This is a genomic window from Gordonia sp. JH63 (assembly GCF_009856645.1).
GTDB classification, from domain to species: domain Bacteria; phylum Actinomycetota; class Actinomycetes; order Mycobacteriales; family Mycobacteriaceae; genus Gordonia; species Gordonia hongkongensis.
The window spans coordinates 1,539,369-1,555,494 of the sequence record NZ_CP047235.1; the positions used below are offsets into that span (position 1 = coordinate 1,539,369).

General features: G+C 68.6%; 13 protein-coding genes. 8 read left to right on the forward strand and 5 right to left on the reverse strand.

Annotated features, from left to right (window positions below; all coding sequences use genetic code 11):
- Positions 1-80 precede the first annotated feature (80 nt).
- The 3 genes from GR168_RS06965 (at position 81) to GR168_RS06975 (ending at position 2,966) form a co-directional block, all read left to right on the forward strand.
- A complete protein-coding gene (locus GR168_RS06965) occupies positions 81-749 on the forward strand; it encodes an HAD family hydrolase (RefSeq protein WP_159370389.1) in 669 nt (222 codons plus the stop codon).
- 76 nt (positions 750-825) lie between these two features.
- Positions 826-1,791 (forward strand): 4-(cytidine 5'-diphospho)-2-C-methyl-D-erythritol kinase, encoded by a 966-nt coding sequence (locus GR168_RS06970; protein WP_058251444.1) that lies wholly within the window; start codon positions 826-828, stop codon positions 1,789-1,791.
- 17 nt (positions 1,792-1,808) lie between these two features.
- Positions 1,809-2,966 (forward strand): lipase family protein, encoded by a 1,158-nt coding sequence (locus GR168_RS06975; RefSeq protein ID WP_159370390.1) that lies wholly within the window; start codon positions 1,809-1,811, stop codon positions 2,964-2,966.
- Between the two features lie 30 nt (positions 2,967-2,996).
- Here the strand turns inward: GR168_RS06975 and GR168_RS06980 are convergent, their stop codons facing one another.
- Complete coding sequence (locus GR168_RS06980) at positions 2,997-4,823, reverse strand: ABC-F family ATP-binding cassette domain-containing protein (RefSeq protein WP_065630892.1); 1,827 nt, start codon at positions 4,821-4,823, stop codon at positions 2,997-2,999.
- A gap of 32 nt (positions 4,824-4,855) precedes the next feature.
- Entirely contained in the window at positions 4,856-5,737 is an 882-nt protein-coding gene (locus tag GR168_RS06985) for an SGNH/GDSL hydrolase family protein (protein WP_159370391.1), read from the reverse strand.
- Between the two features lie 86 nt (positions 5,738-5,823).
- On the opposite strand from GR168_RS06985, the gene GR168_RS06990 reads away from it, so the two are divergent.
- Entirely contained in the window at positions 5,824-6,543 is a 720-nt protein-coding gene (locus tag GR168_RS06990; protein ID WP_159370392.1) for a DUF559 domain-containing protein, read from the forward strand.
- 74 nt (positions 6,544-6,617) lie between these two features.
- Here GR168_RS06990 and GR168_RS06995 read toward each other — a convergent pair whose 3' ends face one another.
- Together GR168_RS06995 and GR168_RS07000 are read right to left on the reverse strand one after the other, a co-directional pair.
- The gene (locus GR168_RS06995) at positions 6,618-7,775 is read right to left on the reverse strand and encodes an acyl-CoA dehydrogenase family protein (protein ID WP_065630893.1); all 1,158 of its coding nucleotides are present in this window, start codon (positions 7,773-7,775) and stop codon (positions 6,618-6,620) included.
- Between the two features lie 55 nt (positions 7,776-7,830).
- Entirely contained in the window at positions 7,831-9,027 is a 1,197-nt protein-coding gene (locus GR168_RS07000) for an acyl-CoA dehydrogenase family protein (protein ID WP_159370393.1), read from the reverse strand.
- Positions 9,028-9,391: 364 nt separating this feature from the next.
- Between GR168_RS07000 and GR168_RS07005 the strand changes: the two genes are divergently transcribed.
- The 4 genes from GR168_RS07005 to GR168_RS07020 all read left to right on the forward strand — a co-directional run bounded on the left by GR168_RS07005 (position 9,392) and on the right by GR168_RS07020 (position 14,758).
- Positions 9,392-10,801: an MFS transporter gene (locus tag GR168_RS07005; RefSeq protein ID WP_159370394.1), complete on the forward strand. Its 1,410-nt coding sequence runs from the start codon at positions 9,392-9,394 to the stop codon at positions 10,799-10,801.
- 161 nt (positions 10,802-10,962) lie between these two features.
- Entirely contained in the window at positions 10,963-12,096 is a 1,134-nt protein-coding gene (locus GR168_RS07010; protein ID WP_159370395.1) for a thiolase family protein, read from the forward strand.
- A gap of 189 nt (positions 12,097-12,285) precedes the next feature.
- Positions 12,286-13,050, forward strand: a complete 765-nt coding sequence (locus GR168_RS07015) for an SDR family NAD(P)-dependent oxidoreductase (RefSeq protein ID WP_159370396.1) — start codon at positions 12,286-12,288, stop codon at positions 13,048-13,050.
- Between the two features lie 61 nt (positions 13,051-13,111).
- On the forward strand, positions 13,112-14,758 hold the full coding sequence (locus GR168_RS07020; RefSeq protein ID WP_159370397.1) for a class I adenylate-forming enzyme family protein: 1,647 nt from the start codon (positions 13,112-13,114) through the stop codon (positions 14,756-14,758).
- A 45-nt stretch (positions 14,759-14,803) separates the two neighbouring features.
- On the opposite strand, the gene GR168_RS07025 is transcribed toward GR168_RS07020, so the two are convergent.
- Complete coding sequence (locus GR168_RS07025) at positions 14,804-15,994, reverse strand: acyl-CoA dehydrogenase family protein (protein ID WP_159370398.1); 1,191 nt, start codon at positions 15,992-15,994, stop codon at positions 14,804-14,806.
- Positions 15,995-16,126 lie beyond the last annotated feature (132 nt).

The following is a 16,126-nucleotide window of genomic DNA, read 5'->3' on the forward strand; positions in this document are numbered from 1 at the left end:
GGGACGCTCGAGACGGTGGTGCCCGGACGACGGACGTTCGACGACGGGGCGCGGTTCTCGACCCCGGAAACGAGGCGCAGATGCCAGACCGGAAAGCGGATGGGTCGATCGACACCGTGCTGCTCGATGTCGACGGTACGCTCGTCGACTCCACCTACCTCCACGCGTTGGCGTGGATGCGGGCCTTCGCTGCTCACGACCTGATCCCGCAGTGGTGGCAGGTGCACCGGGCGATCGGCATGGGTGGCGACCGGCTCGTCGGCGAGCTGCTCGGCGACGACGTGGAGGAATCGCTCGGCGACACCTTGCGCGACGAGTGGGAGGAGGCCTATCGCGACCTGCTGCCCGACGTGCGGCCCCTGCCCGGCGCTGCCGATTTGGTGCGGGGACTGCTGGACGCCGGCTACCGGGTGGCGCTCGCGTCGTCGGGCAAGTCGGAGTTCACCGACGCCGCGCTCGAGTCGATGGGATTGTCGCGGAACGACTTCGCCGCCGTGACCACCTCGGACGACGCCGATTCGTCCAAACCGGCGCCCGACATCCTGTCGGTCGCGCTCGCCGAGGCCGGCGGTGGAAAGGCTGTCGTCGTCGGCGACACCGTGTGGGACGTGGCGTCGGCGCATCGCCTGCCGGCGGAGTGCGTGGCGGTACGGTCCGGTGGTTTCGCGGAGGGTGAGTTGCGCGACGCGGGCGCGGTGCTGGTCGTCGAGCACGTCGGACAACTCGTCGACCGCGGCTGGCGCCCCTGATCGACGGCGGCTGGAGCGCCGGACCGACCGCATCGGTCGGCGCGGGGCCGACGTCGGGGCGCTAGGCTGGATCATTGTGTCGCGAACGTCGCTGTCGGTGGTGTCGGACTCCGTCACCGCGCGGGCTCCGTCGAAGGTCAATCTGCACCTCGGGGTCGGTCCGCGCCGCGAGGACGGCTACCACGACCTCGTGACCGTCTTCCAGGCGCTGTCCCTGCACGACGACATCAGGGTCGCCCGGGCCAACGAGATGAGCATCACGGTTCGTGGCGAAGGCGCCGGGTCGGTCCCGACGGACGAGTCCAACCTGGCGGTCCGGGCGGCGCTGGCACTTGCCGAGTGGGCGGACCGTCCCGGCAAGGTCGCGATCGACATCGACAAGACGATCCCGGTGGCCGGGGGCATGGCCGGTGGCAGCGCGGATGCCGCCGGGGCGCTGGTCGCACTCGCCGCCCTGTGGAAGCTCGACATCGGCCGCGACGACCTCGCCGCGATCGCGGCGGACCTGGGCAGCGACGTCCCGTTCGCGTTGCACGGCAACACCGCCCTGGGTACCGGACGCGGCGAGCGGCTGATGCAGGTCCTCTCCCGCGGTGACTTCCACTGGGTGCTCGCGCTCGCACGCGACGGACTGTCCACGCCCGCGGTGTACCGCGAACTGGATCGGCTGCGCGACAGCCGTTCCGGAGAATGCGCCACCGACGACGAGCGGGACCTCCTCCGCCGCCCCGACGAACTCATGCAGGCCCTGGCGTCCGGTGACCCGCACGCGGTGGCGCCCTTGCTGCACAACGACCTACAACCGGCGGCGCTGTCGCTGCAACCCACCCTCCGCCGGACCCTGCGTGCCGGAATCGACGCCGGAGCACTGGGCGGCATCGTGTCCGGCTCCGGTCCGACATGCGCCTTCCTGTGCGCCGACGAGACCGGCGCGGTGAACGTCGCCGCCGAACTGTCCGGCGCCGGCGTCGCCCGGTCGGTCCGCACCGCCAGCGGTCCCGCCGCCGGTACGCGCGTCCTCGGAGCCGACGTCCGCCACTGATCGCCTACGGTTGCCTGATGTCCCGCAGACCCTCCGCAGTCGTCGCCCCACTGCTCGCGGTCAGCGTAGTCGTCGCTCTACTGCTCGCGCTCTGCATCGTCACGGCCGGCCCGTCGACGGCCGCCGCACCCGCCGACGGTTTCGTCTTCACCACCTCCGAGGTTCCCGACGACGAACTCCCGTCGGCGGCCGGTTCGGGCACCCGCCTCACCTATGCGACGCGCGATCAGAACGGCCGCCCGGCGATGTCGAGCGGCGTGTACTGGGTGCCGAAGGGTACGCCGCCCGCCGGTGGGTGGCCCGTCGTGTCCTGGGCCCACGGAACGGTGGGCCTGGCCGACGAATGCGCGCCGACCCTGCACCGGCTGGGCGACGGCGTCGAGGCCCCGGTGCGCGCGGCGCTCGACGCCGGTTTCGCGGTCACGGCAACCGATTACGCGGGGCTCGGGTCGGCGGGGGAGACCGAATACCTCGGCGGTCGCGCGGCGGCTCACTCGGTGATCGACATGATCCGCGCGGCGCGGTCGGTCGACGCCTCGCTCGGATCACGCTGGGTGTCGACCGGGCACTCCCAGGGCGGCCACGCTGCGCTGCACGCGGGCCGTCTCGCCGCGGAATTCGCACCGGAACTGCCGGTCGCCGGCATCGTCGCGATCGCCCCGGTCTCGTCGCTGGAGAACCTGTTCAGCCTGTTCGGTCCCCGCGTGCCCGGCCTCGGCGCGCTCAATGTGCTGAGTGCGCCGTTCCTGTTCACCCTCGCCGGTCTCGACCACGCGAATCCAGAACTCCGCGTCGCCGATTCCCTGACGTCGGACGGCAAGCGTTTTCTCGACCGCGCGCGTGCCCGGTGCAACGGGGATGTCGTGGACGCGTTGCGGTCGGTGCCACCGGGCTCCCTCGTGGCGTCGTCGTTCACCGCGAAGCAGGACTTCCGGGACGCCCTGCGGGAGTACGCCGAGGTGCCCGTCTCCGGCTACCCGGTGAAAGTCACGCTCGCACATGGTCTTCTCGATCCCGTGCTGCCGTACCCGCTGAGTCGTTCGCTGCGGTCCGCGATGCGCGACTCCGGCACGGATGTGGACCTCAAGACCTACGCGCGAGCTGATCACAGCGGCGTCGTCGACGAGTCGCTGCCGGACGTGCTGGCCGCGATCCGGGAGTCGTTCGGCCGTTGAGGTCGGGCCGACCGGTTCTCGCGGAGTCGATCACTCGACGCTCTCGCCGAGTTCCATCCAGCGTTCCTCGAGTTCCTCGAGTTCGGATTCCATGCTGCGGATGCTCTCCGTCTCCGCGGCGAGGCCTTGGTAGTCGGACTGATCATGGTCGGCGAGCGCGGTCCGGGCAGCATCGATCTTGCTGTGCAGCTTGTCGATCCGACGCTCGAGCGAGGCGAGCTCCTTGTTGGCCGCGCGCAGCTCGGCGCCGCTGAGGGTGGAGCCCGACACGCCGCCGTTCCCCGAAGCTGTGGCGCTCGTACCGGATCCGCCCGATGTCGATCCGGAACCCGACGTCTTCGCCTGTGCCGAGCGGAGTCTCAAGAACTCGTCGACGCCGCCGGGGAGGTGGCGGAGCCCGCCGTCGAGGACGGCGAACTGCTGATCGGTGACCCGCTCCAGGAAGTACCGGTCGTGCGAGACGACGATCAGCGTGCCGGGCCACGAGTCCAGCAGGTCCTCGAGCGCGGCGAGCATGTCGGTGTCGAGGTCGTTGGTCGGCTCGTCGAGGATCAGCACGTTCGGCGCGTCGAGCAGGATGAGCAGCAACTGCAGCCGCCGCTTCTGCCCGCCCGAGAGGTCGCGGACCGGGGTCGAGAGCTGCGCGCCGTCGAAGCCGAGCCGCTCGAGCAACTGCGACGGCGACAGTTCCTGTGCCTTCGACCCGGAACCGAAGGTGTACGTGGTCTGCAACTGCGCGATGACCACCCGCACCGGGTCGTCGAGGTACCGGTCGAGGTCGTCGAGGCGTTGGGTCAGGGTGGCGACCTTGACCGTCTTGCCGCGTTTGACCCGGCCGCCGGTCGGTTCCACGGTTCCGGCGATGAGGCCGAGCAGCGTCGACTTGCCCGCGCCGTTGACCCCGAGTATGCCGGTGCGCTCACCGGGCGCCAGCCGCCACTCGACGCCGTCGAGGACGGTGCGGTCACCGTAGGAGACCGACACGTCGAGCAGGTCGACGACGTCCTTGCCCAGACGAGCGGTGGCCAGTGACTGCAGGGCGACCGTGTCGCGGACCGGTGGGACGTCGGCGATGAGGGCATTGGCCGCGTCGATGCGGAACTTCGGCTTCGACGTCCGGGCCGGCGCGCCGCGGCGGAGCCAGGCCAGTTCCTTGCGGGCGAGATTCTGTCGTCGTGCCTCGATCGCGGCGGCCTGCCGGTCCCGTTCCACCCGCTGCAGGATGTACGCCGCGTAGCCACCCTCGAAGGGTTCGACGATGCGGTCGTGGACCTCCCAGGTGACCGTGCACACCTCGTCGAGGAACCACCGGTCGTGGGTGACCACCAGCAGTCCGCCGGCGTTGGCCGGCCAGCGTCGCTTCAGGTGGTCGGCGAGCCAGGTGATGGCCTCGACGTCGAGGTGGTTGGTCGGCTCGTCGAGCGCGAGGACGTCATGCTCGCCCGCGAGGAGTCGTGCCAGCGACACGCGGCGGCGCTGACCACCCGACAACGAACTGGTGGGCGCTGTCCATTCGACGTCGCCGAGCAACCCGCCGATGACGTCGCGGACCTTCGCGTCGCCCGCCCATTCGTGTTCGGGACGGTCGCCGACGACGGCGTGCCCGACGGTCTCGTCGTCGTCGAAGACGTCGACCTGGTCCAGCACGCCGATGCGGACGCCGCCGCGGACGGTGACGCGACCGGAATCGGGTTGCATCCGTCCGGCGAGCATCGCCAGCAGGCTCGACTTACCGTCGCCGTTTCGGCCCACGATGCCGATCCGGTCGCCCTCGTTGACCCCGAGGGACACCGACTCGAAGACCTTGGTGGTCGGGTATTCGAGGCCAAGGGTTTCCGCGCCGAGTAGATGAGCCACCCGACAAACGCTAGTGGGTGACCGGTCTCGACCTAACGGCGGATGGCCCCGTTGATCATGGCCGCGAACGCGACGGCGCCGGCCTGGTTGACGTGGAAGGGCAGCGCGATCCGATTCGACAGCGCGCTCTCGTACCAGGGATTGATGAGGTTGCAGGCATCGTGTCCCGCCGATCCTCGGTTGGCGTCGATGAAGGTGCCGCCGACCTCGGTCGACGCCCGCCAGAGCGCGCCGTTGGCGCGGTTGAAGACATCGCGCATCCACCGGGCGTCGGGGTCACTCAGCGGGACCAGCGGCCAGCACCCGGTGAACCCGATGAAGCCGCCCAGACCGACGACGATGATCTGGGCGTGCGGCGCCTTGTTCCGGATCGCGCGCAGAGCGGGGGTGACGCGGTTCTCCATGAGTTCGATCCGCCACCGGACCTCGTTCTCGAGGGCACGGTTGTGGCGGCAGCGCCGGTCGGTGAACGCCGGGGTCCGGCACTGGCCGAAGATCGCGCCCCACCGCATGTCGTTGCCGCCGATGCTCACGGTGATCAGCTGAGCGTCGCGCGGAACCAGGTGCAGCTGAATGGGTTTCGTGCCACCGCTGGTGTGCTGCGGGGCCCGGTACAGATGTGCCGACTGTGCGCCCGCACACGAGGCGTCGATGAAGCGTCGCGGCAGGGTCGCGGCGGCGACGAGGGTGGGGTAGTTGAACGCCGACCGCTTGCACCCGCCGAAGTAGGCGGGCGTCGGGGTGTAGAAGCTGCCGGACGCACGCGAATCACCGAGAGCGACGTAGGTACCGCCGGTGTAGCGCGTCGGGGCCGCCTGCGCGGGCGCGGCCACCGCCGCCATCATCGACACCACGAACGCGGTGACCAGCACCGTCGCCAAGATCTGGAGCCCGCCCCGAAACCTGCCTACCACCGAACACCGCTTCCACTGCCCACCGAGTTTGCTCAGGGAATCTTAAGGCACGACCTCGGGTCCGACGACAGAGTGCGGGATCCGTATTGGAAACCGGCACGAATCCCGCACTCTGCGGGAAGTGGACCCGACTGGCGACCCTGCAGGTCTCCGCGGACGCCGTTCTCAGCGGACTCGCGGCGGCGTGGTGGCACGGCCTCGTGACCAAGCGGCCGACGACGACTACCGTCACCGCTCCCCGAAGCTGGCACGGTTCGCCGGAGAAGGGGACGGTGGTCATCCGGAGATCACTCGACGCGGCCGACGTCGTGGTCGAGAAGGGACTCACGGTGACCGCGGTGCCGTTGTCCGTCCTCGAAGGCGCCGGCGAAGGAAAGATGGACGTACTCGACCGGGCACTTCAGAACAAGAAGGTCACGGTTGACGCTCTCCTCGAGACCTACCAGCGGCGACGCCGCTGCCGTGGTGCAACCGAGATGGCGAAGATGCTCGTGCTCGTCGGTTCTGGTGCCCGTTCGGCTGCCGAACGGCTGACCGTGGAACTGTTCGCCGAGCACGACATAGCGGGTTGGGTCGCCAACCACCCGGTGTCCGGTTACGAAATCGACTTCGCCTTCGTCGGGAGGAAGGTGGCGGTCGAGATCGACGGCATGGCTCATCACCGGGACGCCGAAGCGTTCCAGCACGACCGCACCCGCCGCAACACCCTCATCGCCCTGGGCTGGACGGTGTTGAACTTCACCTGGGCGGATCTCGTGGAACGCCCGGGATACGTCGCGTCGCAGGTGCGACGAGCGACCGTCTGATCACCCTCCGCACAGTGCGGGATTCGTACTGGAAACCGTTACGAATCCCCCACTTTGGAAGAGCTTTGGACCACCTACAGGCCGAGATCCTTGGCGATGATCGTCTTCATGACCTCGCTGGTGCCGCCGTAGATCCGCGTGACGCGGGTGTCGGCGTAGAGCCGGGCGATGGGGTACTCCAGGACATAGCCGTACCCACCGTGCAACTGCAGGCACTTGTCGATGACCTTGCCGGCGGTCTCGGTCGCGAACAGTTTCGCGCGGGCCGCATCTGGGACGGTGAGCTCACCCTCGTTGTGGAGTTCGAGTGCGCGGTCGACGAACTGCCGGATGGCCTCGACCTCGGCGGAGCACTCGGCGAGGACGAACTTGGTGTTCTGGAACGCCGCAACGGGTTTGCCGAAGACGTCGCGCTCCTTGGTGTAGGCGATCGCGTGCTGGACGGCCGCGGCGGCGGTGGCCGACGCCCCGATGGCGATGGTGAGTCGTTCCTGCGCGAGATTGTGCGCCAGGTACGAGAAGCCGGCACCCTCCTCGCCGAGCCGGTCCTCGACCGGCACCTTGACCGAGCTGAACGAGAGCTCGGCGGTGTCGGAGGCCTTGAGGCCGATCTTCTCGATCTTGCGTCCGACGGCGAAACCCTCCGACGAGGTGTCGACCACCAGGATCGACAGGCCCGCACGACGATTCGACTCGTCGAACGGTGCGGTCCGGGCGACGACCAGGATGCGGTCGGCCAGGGCGCCGCCGGTGATGAACGTCTTCGCGCCGTCGAGTACGTAGTGCGACCCGTCTTCGGACAGCTTGGCGGTGGTCGAGATGTTGGCGAGGTCCGACCCGGTGCCGGGTTCGGTCATGGCGATCGCGAACATGAGTTCGCCGGAACAGAATCCGGGCAACCACCGCTGCTTCTGCTCGTCGGTGGCGTACTCGACGAGGTAGGGGAGGATCAGGTTCGAGTGCACCGAGTAACTGCCGAAGGTGACACCGGCCGCCGATGTCTCCTCCGCGATCACCATCGAATAGGTGAAGTCCGAGACGCCACCGCCCCCGAACTCTTCGGGTGCCTCGATGCCCAGGACGCCGAGTTCGCCCAGCCTGTTGTAGAACTCGCGCGGCGGATGGCCCTGCTTCTCCCAATCGTGGTACACCGGCGCGACCTCTTTGGCGATGAAGTCACGGATGGTCTTGCGGAAGGATTCATGGTCCTCGGTGAAGATGCGACGCTGCATTGGTCCCTCGAAACTGTTGTGGGCGGACGGGTCTGACGACATTCACCTCAAGTGGTCATCGCTCCTGATATTCGCGTAGGAGCCCCTTGGAGATGATCTGTTTCTGGATCTCGCTGGTGCCCTCGCCGATCAGCAGGAAGGGCGCGTCGCGCATGAGGCGCTCGATCTCGAATTCCTTCGAGTAGCCGTAACCGCCGTGGATGCGGAAGCTGGCCTGGGTGACCTCGGCGCAGTACTCACTGCACAGGTACTTGGCCATCCCGGCGGCGACGTCGTTGCGCTCGCCGGAGTCTTTCAGTCGTGCCGCATTGACCATCATCAGGTGTGCCGCCTCGACCTTCGTCGCCATCTCGGCCAGCGAGAACGCAACGGCCTGGTGTTCGGCGATGGGTTTGCCGAAGGTGGACCGCTGCTGCGCGTACTTCACCGCGAGTTCGAAGGCGCGCTGGGCGATTCCGCAGGCGCGGGCCGACACGTTGACGCGCCCGACCTCGACGCCGTCCATCATGTGCGCGAAGCCGCGGCCCGGTTCGCCCCCGAGGATGTCGGTGGCGGGCGCGCGGTAACCGTCGAAGATCAGCTCGGTGGTGTCGATGCCCTTGTAGCCCATCTTGTCCAGCTTGCGCGGGATGGTCAGGCCTGGGAGTACCTCGCCGAAGCCGGCCGGCTTCTCCACCAGGAACGTCGTGAGGTTCTTGTGCGGCTTCTCGTTGCCCTCCTCGGTACGGACAAGAGCGGCAACGAGAGTCGACGACCCGCCGTTGGTCAGCCACATCTTCTGACCGTTGATGACGTATCCGTCGTCTCCGTCCCGCTTCGCGCTGGTCTTGATCGCCGCGACGTCGGACCCCAGTTCCGGTTCGGACATCGAGAACGCGCCGCGCACCTCGCCCGTCGCCATGCGGGGGAGGAAGCGCTGTTTCTGCTCGTCGGTCCCGTGCTGGCGGATCATGTACGCCACGATGAAATGGGTGTTGATCACGCCCGACACGCTCATCCATCCACGTGCCAGTTCTTCGACGCACAACGCGTAGGTCAGCAGGGACTCGCCGAGTCCGCCGTACTCCTCGGGGATCATCAGGCCGAACAGGCCCATCTCGGCCATGCCGTCGACGATGGCCTGCGGATACTCGTCGGCGTGCTCGAGTTCCTGTGCGGTGGGGATGATCTGCTTGTCGACGAACGAACGGACGTTGGCCAGGATCTCCGTCTGGATCTCGGTGAGGCCCAGGGTCGGCGCGAGGCGGGTCATGGTGGCTGGTCTCCGAAGTCGGTCGGGGTGCGCTCGCACCGTCGGGCGGACGTGGTGCGCGACCGGCACGCGTCCGTCTCACAGCATGCCCGGCGGCGGCCCGGCGAAGTAGTCGCGGTGAACTAAGGGAGCGATAGCGCGAGCCAATGGCTCTCGGCCACCGGCGCCTATCGGTCCGATAGCCATCGCCGATGACCCCGCTCGCAACTCCGTGTCCTCGACACATAGGCAGCGACAGTCAGGTCGTTCGCCGAGCGAACGTTGTCACATGGGTTCGACCCTGGTTTGAATCGGAACGGATGTGAGCCATAACACTGACGGAGCGCATCGCAACCCAGATCACTCGGCTGGAAGAGGTAATGCCATGACGGTCTCCACCGCCTCCGGATCAGGAGCCGGCGACAAGCCCGGGTCAGCGGCGCGCACGGGACCCGCTGGTCCCGCCCACACCGTCGACTTCGAAGCGGCCCAGACGCCGCGAGGTCTCGGCCCACGCGGCGAATCACGCGCGGGCGCCTGGGGTCTCACGGCTCTGCTGGTCAGCCTCTACGTCATCAACTACGCCGACAAGGCAGTGCTGGGCATCATCGCGCAACCGCTCCGCGAGGAGCTGGGCCTGAGCTCCTCGCAGATCGGTCTCGTCGGCAGCCTGTTCTTCCTGACGTTCACGATCGGCGGATTCTTCGCGGGACTGCTCAACCGCTGGATGACCCTGCGCTGGTCGCTGGTCCTGCTGGCCCTGTGCTGGGCCGCGGCCATGCTCCCCATGGTGGTGGTGGCGTCGTTCGCGGTCCTCGTCCTCAGCCGGCTGTTCCTCGGTCTCGCCGAAGGTCCGAGTTCGGCGCTCCTGCACACGGCGGCCTACTCCTGGCATCCGCCGGCCCGGCGCGCCCTGCCCGGTGCCCTCCTCGCCGGTGCCGCGTCGATCTCGAAGATCGCGATCGCTCCGCTGCTCGCCGTGATCACAGTGAGCTTCGGGTGGCGCTGGGCACTGATCGCTCTCGCCGCCGGTGGTCTCATCTGGTGTGTCATCTGGCTCTCGACGTGGCGCAACGGCCCGTACATCGCTAGTGGGAAGACCACCGCGAGCGCCGACGCCGAACCCGCGACGCCGTGGATCTCGATCTTCCGCTCACGCACCTTCGTCACCGGCGCGCTCGTTGTGATGAGCGTTTATGCGCTGGTCAGTGTCGTGCTCACGTGGTTGCCGTCGTACTTCGAAGAGGGGCTGGGCTACAGCCGCCTGCAGTCCGGGGCGATGTTCGCGTTCCCCTCGATCGTCGGCCTGGTCCTGATGGTGCTGAGTTCGATCACGAGTGACCGGATGATCTCTAAAGGGGCGACCTCGCGGATGCTGCGCATCGTCGTGCCGTCGGTCGGGGTTCTCGTCTCCGGCGTCCTGCTGTTCCTGTTGCCCTCGGTTGGCACACCGATCGTCGCGGTCGCGATCCTGTCGATCGGTTATGGATTCGCGGCCACGGTGTTCCCGCTGTTCAACGCGGCCGTCGCCGAGATCTGCCCGCCCCGGCAGACCGCCGGAACGCTGGGTGTCTTCCTGGCGATCATGGCGATCGGCGGTCTCGTCGCGCCGTACGCGACGGGTGTCATCGTCGACGCGGCCGCCACGCCGGCCGAGGGTTACGCCACCGCGTTCCAGGTGCTCGGAATCGTCGCCGCGGTGTGCGCGGTGCTCGCGCTGGTCTTCGCCGATCCCGAGCGCGATCGTGCTCGGTTGCGTCCGCACGCGCCGGCCGTCGAAGGCGCCACCTCGTGAGGCGCGCGTCCCATAGGTAGGGCCTCATCGACTGTGAGTGTGAATCGACTTGTCTGCCAAGCGCCCCGGTGGTCGGCTCGTCACAACGGGCGATCGGCGTCCGCCGGCGTGGTGCACGTCGGACACAACTTCATCCCTTGCCCTGACATCGAGGAGTCCCCATGCGTGATGCAGTGATCGTCGACGCGGTCCGCGCGCCCATCGGCCGCCGCCGCGGCGCCTTGTCCGGTATCCATCCCGCCGACCTGTCCGCCCACGTACTGGAGGCGCTCGTCGAGCGGACCGGCATCGATCCGGCCGTCGTCGACGACGTCGTCTGGGGATGTGTCAGCCAAGCCGCCGAGCAGGCGGGCAACGTCGCCCGGACGGCCGTGCTCGCCGCCGGCTGGCCCGAGAGCGTCCCCGGAACCACCGTGACGCGCGCCTGCGGGTCCAGCCAGCAGGCGGTCAGCATGGCGGCCGCGGCGGTGGTGTCCGGCCAGCAGGATGTTGTAATAGCCGGCGGGGTCGAGTCGATGAGCCGGGTCCCGATGGGCAGCGCCGCACCGAACGGCGAGCATCAGCCGCCCACGGTCCTCGACCGTTACGGCGTCGACAAGTTCAGCCAGGGGATCGGCGCCGAGATGGTCGCCGCGAAATGGGGATTGGACCGTACCCGCCTCGACGAGTACTCGCTGCGCTCGCACGAACTCGCTGCGCAGGCGGCCGACCGCGGTGCGTTCGACGCCCAGTTGGCGCCGATCCCGGGGGTGCTCGAGGGTGACGAGGGCATCCGCCGCGGTGGGACGCTCGAATCGCTCGCCAAGCTCAAGCCGGCCTTCAGCGAGGACGGCGTGATCCACGCCGGCAACTCCTCACAGATCTCCGACGGGTCGGGTGCCCTGCTGATCATGTCCGGTGAGACCGCGAAGTCGTATGGGCTCACGCCGATCGCCCGAATCCACACCGCGGTCGTCGCCGCCGATGACCCGGTGATCATGCTGACCGGCCCGATCCCGGCCACGGCCAAGGCGCTCAAGCGCTCGGGATTGTCGATCGACGACATCGGGGCCTTCGAGATCAACGAGGCGTTCGCCCCGGTCCCGCTGGCCTGGCAGGCCGAGACGGGTGCCGACCTGGACCGCCTCAACCCGCTCGGCGGAGCGATCGCCGTCGGCCATCCGCTCGGCGGGTCGGGCGCCATCCTCATGACTCGGCTCGTACACCACATGCGCGACAACGGAATCCGGTACGGACTGCAGTCGATGTGCGAGGCCGGCGGCATGGCGAACACCACCATCCTCGAACTGCTCTGACCGCGGGCTTCCGCTCCTCTGCTCCCTGAGGTGCGAGGAGCGATAGCGACGAGCCTCGAAGGGTCCTGGCGACGGAGGTTGCGAGACCCTTCGTGACGCTCGCAAGCTCGCTCCTCAGGGAGCAGGGTTGGGCTCGCAGGCTCGCACCTCAGGGAGCGGACAAATCACATCGAAAGGTATTCGTAAACAATGAAACTCAATGGACTGTCGGTCGCGATCACCGGCGGCGCATCCGGTCTCGGGCTCGCCACGGCCCAGCGCGTCATCGACGCCGGCGGCCTGGTCACCCTGATCGACCTGCCGACGTCGGACGGTCAGGCCGTGGCCGACGGACTCGGCGCCGCAGCGTCGTTCGCGGCCGCCGACATCACCGACCGCGAACAGTTCGCCGCCGCACTCGATGTCGCCGACGACCGAGGTGGCCTGCGCGGACTCGTGCACTGCGCCGGCGCGGGCCGGCGCATGCGCATCCTGGACAAGGAGGGCAAGGCGGGTGCGGTGGAGGACTTCGAGTTCGTCATCAAGCTCAACCTCGTCGGGTCGTTCCATGCGCTCTCGCTCGGCGCGGAACGTATCGCGCGACAGGAGCCCGTCGACGGGGAGCGGGGCGCCATCATCATGACCGCGTCGGTCGCGGCGTACGAGGGACAGATCGGCCAGATCAACTACTCGGCGTCGAAGGCGGGCATCGTCGGGATGACGCTCGTCGCCGCGCGGGACCTGGCCAACAAGCTCATCCGCGTCAACACCATCGCACCCGGCACGATGGACACGCCACTGCTCTCCCGGCTGCGCGACGATGTGCGCGATGCGCTCGCGGCGAGCATTCCCAATCCGGCGCGGCTCGGTAGGCCGGAGGAGTTCGGTCAACTCGCCGCGTCGATCCTGGAGAACACCTATCTCAACGGCGAGACCATCCGCCTCGACGGGGCGATCCGGATGGCACCGCGGTAGCCCGAACTCCGGCACGTCCGTTCTTCCTCCCCCACAACGCCTTTCGAGAGGATTCATCGCGTTGTCTGTCACGGCGCCCACCACTCTGAGCTATCCCGACACCACGATGGCGGTGCTGCCCGCGAGTATGGCCGCCCTCTACGGCGAGCGCGCGGCCGTCATCGACTGCGCGACGACGCTCACGTTCACCGAGCTCGACGTGCGCTCGGCCGCCGTGGCGTCGGGCCTGCGTGCGGCCGGAGTGAGCGATCGCGATGTGGTCCTGCTGTACCTGACCAACAGCGTCGAGTTCGTCGTCGCCTACTACGGATCACTGCGGGCCGGTGCGGCGGTGACCCTGGTCAATCCGTTGCAGCCCGTACCGGGTCTGCGGCGTCAGATCGCGGAAACCGGTGCGGTGGTCGGTTTCACGCAGGTCGAGCAGTCCGCGCGTCTCTTGTCCGCCGCCGTCGGCACGGCGTTGACGACGGTGGTGACGGTGGACGGGGCCGCGGGAGCGCCGGAGGGCATCGACTCCGTCGCCCTCGCGGAGTTCGTCGTCGGGCACGAGACGGCCCCGCCGGTCTCGACCACGAGCGACGATGTCGCGCACCTCGCCTTCACCGGCGGCACCACGGGTGTCTCGAAGGGCGTTCGGGTCCTGCACCGCAACGTGCTCGGCAACGTCACGCAGATGATCGCCTGGCGGGCAGGTCATTCCGTGGAGGTGGGAACAGACGGTCTCCTGACCCTCACCCCCCGGTCGGCGGAGAACCCGGGGGTGGTCCCCGGGCATGCGGCGACGGTCGTGGTTTCCCCGCTGTTCCACGCGCACGCCCTCATCAACATGTCGTTTCTCCTGCTGTGCGGTGCCACGCACGTGTTCGCCGGTCGTTTCGAGCCCGGTCGGATGCTGGCCCTCATCGAGGCGCATCGGGCGTCGTACGTGACCGGGAGTCCCGCGATGTGGCATGCGCTCGCCGTGCACCCCGACGTCCCCACGAGGGACCTGACCTCGGTGCGGGTGGTCTCCTCCGGCGCGGCGCCGATCGATCACGTGACCCTGGAGCAGCTCGAGAAGGCGTTCCCGGCAGCGGCGATCGTGGAGGGATACGGCCTCACCGAGGCGACGTGCCTGGTGTCCTCGGCGCCCCTGACGTCCGGGGGTCGATACCGGCTCGGGAGTGTGGGTCTGCCGACGTTCGACACCCAGATCGAGATCCGCGCCGTCGACGATCCGGCCGTCGTCCTCGCGCCGGGGGAGAAGGGACAGTTGTGGGTGCGCGGACCGCAGGTCACCGACGGCTACCTCGATCACCCCGAGAAGACGGCCGAGCAGTTCGTCGACGGATGGCTCGACACCGGTGACATCGCCTACCGCGACGCCGACGGGTACCTCTACATCTGCGACCGTGCGAAGGACATGCTGATCTACAAGGGCTACAACGTGTATCCGCGCGAGCTCGAGGAGATCCTGGTGACGCATCCCGACGTCGGTGCGGCGGCGGTCGTCGCCCGGGAGGCGGGTGCGGTGGGGCAGGAGCCGGTGGCCTTTCTCGTCGCCCGGGACGGTCACGTCATCGACGCCGATGCGGTGTCGGACTTCGTCGCCGCGCAGGTGTTGCCCTACAAGAAGATCCGGGACGTGTACGTGGTCGACGAGCTGCCCACCTCGGCGGCCGGCAAGGTCCAGAAGGTGGCGTTGCGGGAGCGCCTGGCGAACGCCTGACAGGGTCAGCGCCGGCGCCCGAGGCGCCGGCGCACGCGCGTGTGGTCAGCGCTGCGCGCGCTTGATCAGGTTGCGCCCGATGATGAGTCGCTGGATCTCGCTGGTGCCCTCGTACAGGCGCAGCAACCGCACCTCGCGGTAGATGCGTTCCACCGCGACATCGCGCATGTAACCGCTGCCGCCGTGGATCTGCACGGCGAGATCGGCGACCTTGCCGACCATCTCGGTGCAGAACAGCTTGGCAGCCGACGGGGCGATGCGGCGGTCGGTGTCGTCGACCCACGCCCGGGCGGCCTCGCGCACCAGTGCGCGCCCGGCCATCACCCCGGCCTGCTGGTCGGCGAGCATGGCCTGGACCAGTTGGAACTCGCCGATCGCGGTACCGCCCTGGGTGGCGGTGGCGGCCCAGGTGACCGACTCGTCGAGCGCACGCTGCGCGGTGCCCACCGAGAGAGCCGCGATGTGCACCCGGCCTCGGGCCAGGCTCATCATCGCGGCCTTGTAGCCCACGTCCTGGCTGCCGCCGACCAGTGCCGACGCCGGCACCCGCACGGCGTCGAAGTGCACGTCGGCGGTCCAGGCGCCCTCCTGGCCCATCTTGCGGTCCTTGGCGCCGACGCTGAGCCCCGCGGCGTCGGCGGGGACCAGGAACACCGCGATGCCGGTGCCGTTCTCGTCGGCCGGACGGGTACGTGCGAACACGACGAACAGATCGGCCAGCGGCGCATTGGTGATGAACCGCTTCTCGCCCGTGATCACCCAGTCGTCACCGTCGCGGACGGCCTTCGTGCGCAGTCCGGCCGGATCGGACCCGGCCCCCGGTTCGGTCAGCGCGAACGAGGCGACGACCTCGCCGGACGCGATCTTCTCCAGCCACGCGGACTTCTGCTCGTCGGTGCCGAAGTGGACGAGGACCTGGCCGGCGATGCCGTTGTTGGTGCCGAACATCGAGCGCAGCGCCAGGGAGGTGTACCCGAGCTCCATCGCGAGTTCGACGTCCTGGGTCAGATCGAGGCCGAGACCGCCCCACTCCTGCGGGATGGCGTAGCCGAACAGGCCCATGCTCCTCGCCGTCTGGCGGATGTCGTCGGGGATGGCGTCGGTGTCGAGGATCTCCTGCTCCCGCGGGACCACCACCTCGCGGACGAACTCGCGCGTCGCGGCGAGGATGTCGGCGAAGTCCTCGTCGCCCACCTCGGAGGAGGTCGTCCGCGCTGAATGCATCACTCCGGTCATGTTGTCACTCTCGCGGCCGGCGGGCGAGGGGTCCAATACGAAACCGGGATCGCTGCGATAGCCGTTGCGTATGAGCGCGGAGGGGTCGATCGGGGCGGAACCTCGATAGATTTGTCCCCGCGGCACTCACCA

Bases quoted from the DNA above. Each gene is read 5' to 3' on its own strand.
- GR168_RS06965 (WP_159370389.1), top strand. From the start codon at position 81: ATGCCAGACCGGAAAGCGGATGGGTCGATCGACACCGTGCTGCTCGAT.
- GR168_RS06975 (WP_159370390.1), top strand. From the start codon at position 1,809: ATGTCCCGCAGACCCTCCGCAGTCGTCGCCCCACTGCTCGCGGTCAGC.
- GR168_RS06995 (WP_065630893.1), bottom strand. From the start codon at position 7,775: ATGCAGCGTCGCATCTTCACCGAGGACCATGAATCCTTCCGCAAGACC.
- GR168_RS07000 (WP_159370393.1), bottom strand. From the start codon at position 9,027: ATGACCCGCCTCGCGCCGACCCTGGGCCTCACCGAGATCCAGACGGAG.
- GR168_RS07005 (WP_159370394.1), top strand. From the start codon at position 9,392: ATGACGGTCTCCACCGCCTCCGGATCAGGAGCCGGCGACAAGCCCGGG.
- GR168_RS07010 (WP_159370395.1), top strand. From the start codon at position 10,963: ATGCGTGATGCAGTGATCGTCGACGCGGTCCGCGCGCCCATCGGCCGC.
- GR168_RS07015 (WP_159370396.1), top strand. From the start codon at position 12,286: ATGAAACTCAATGGACTGTCGGTCGCGATCACCGGCGGCGCATCCGGT.
- GR168_RS07025 (WP_159370398.1), bottom strand. From the start codon at position 15,994: ATGACCGGAGTGATGCATTCAGCGCGGACGACCTCCTCCGAGGTGGGC.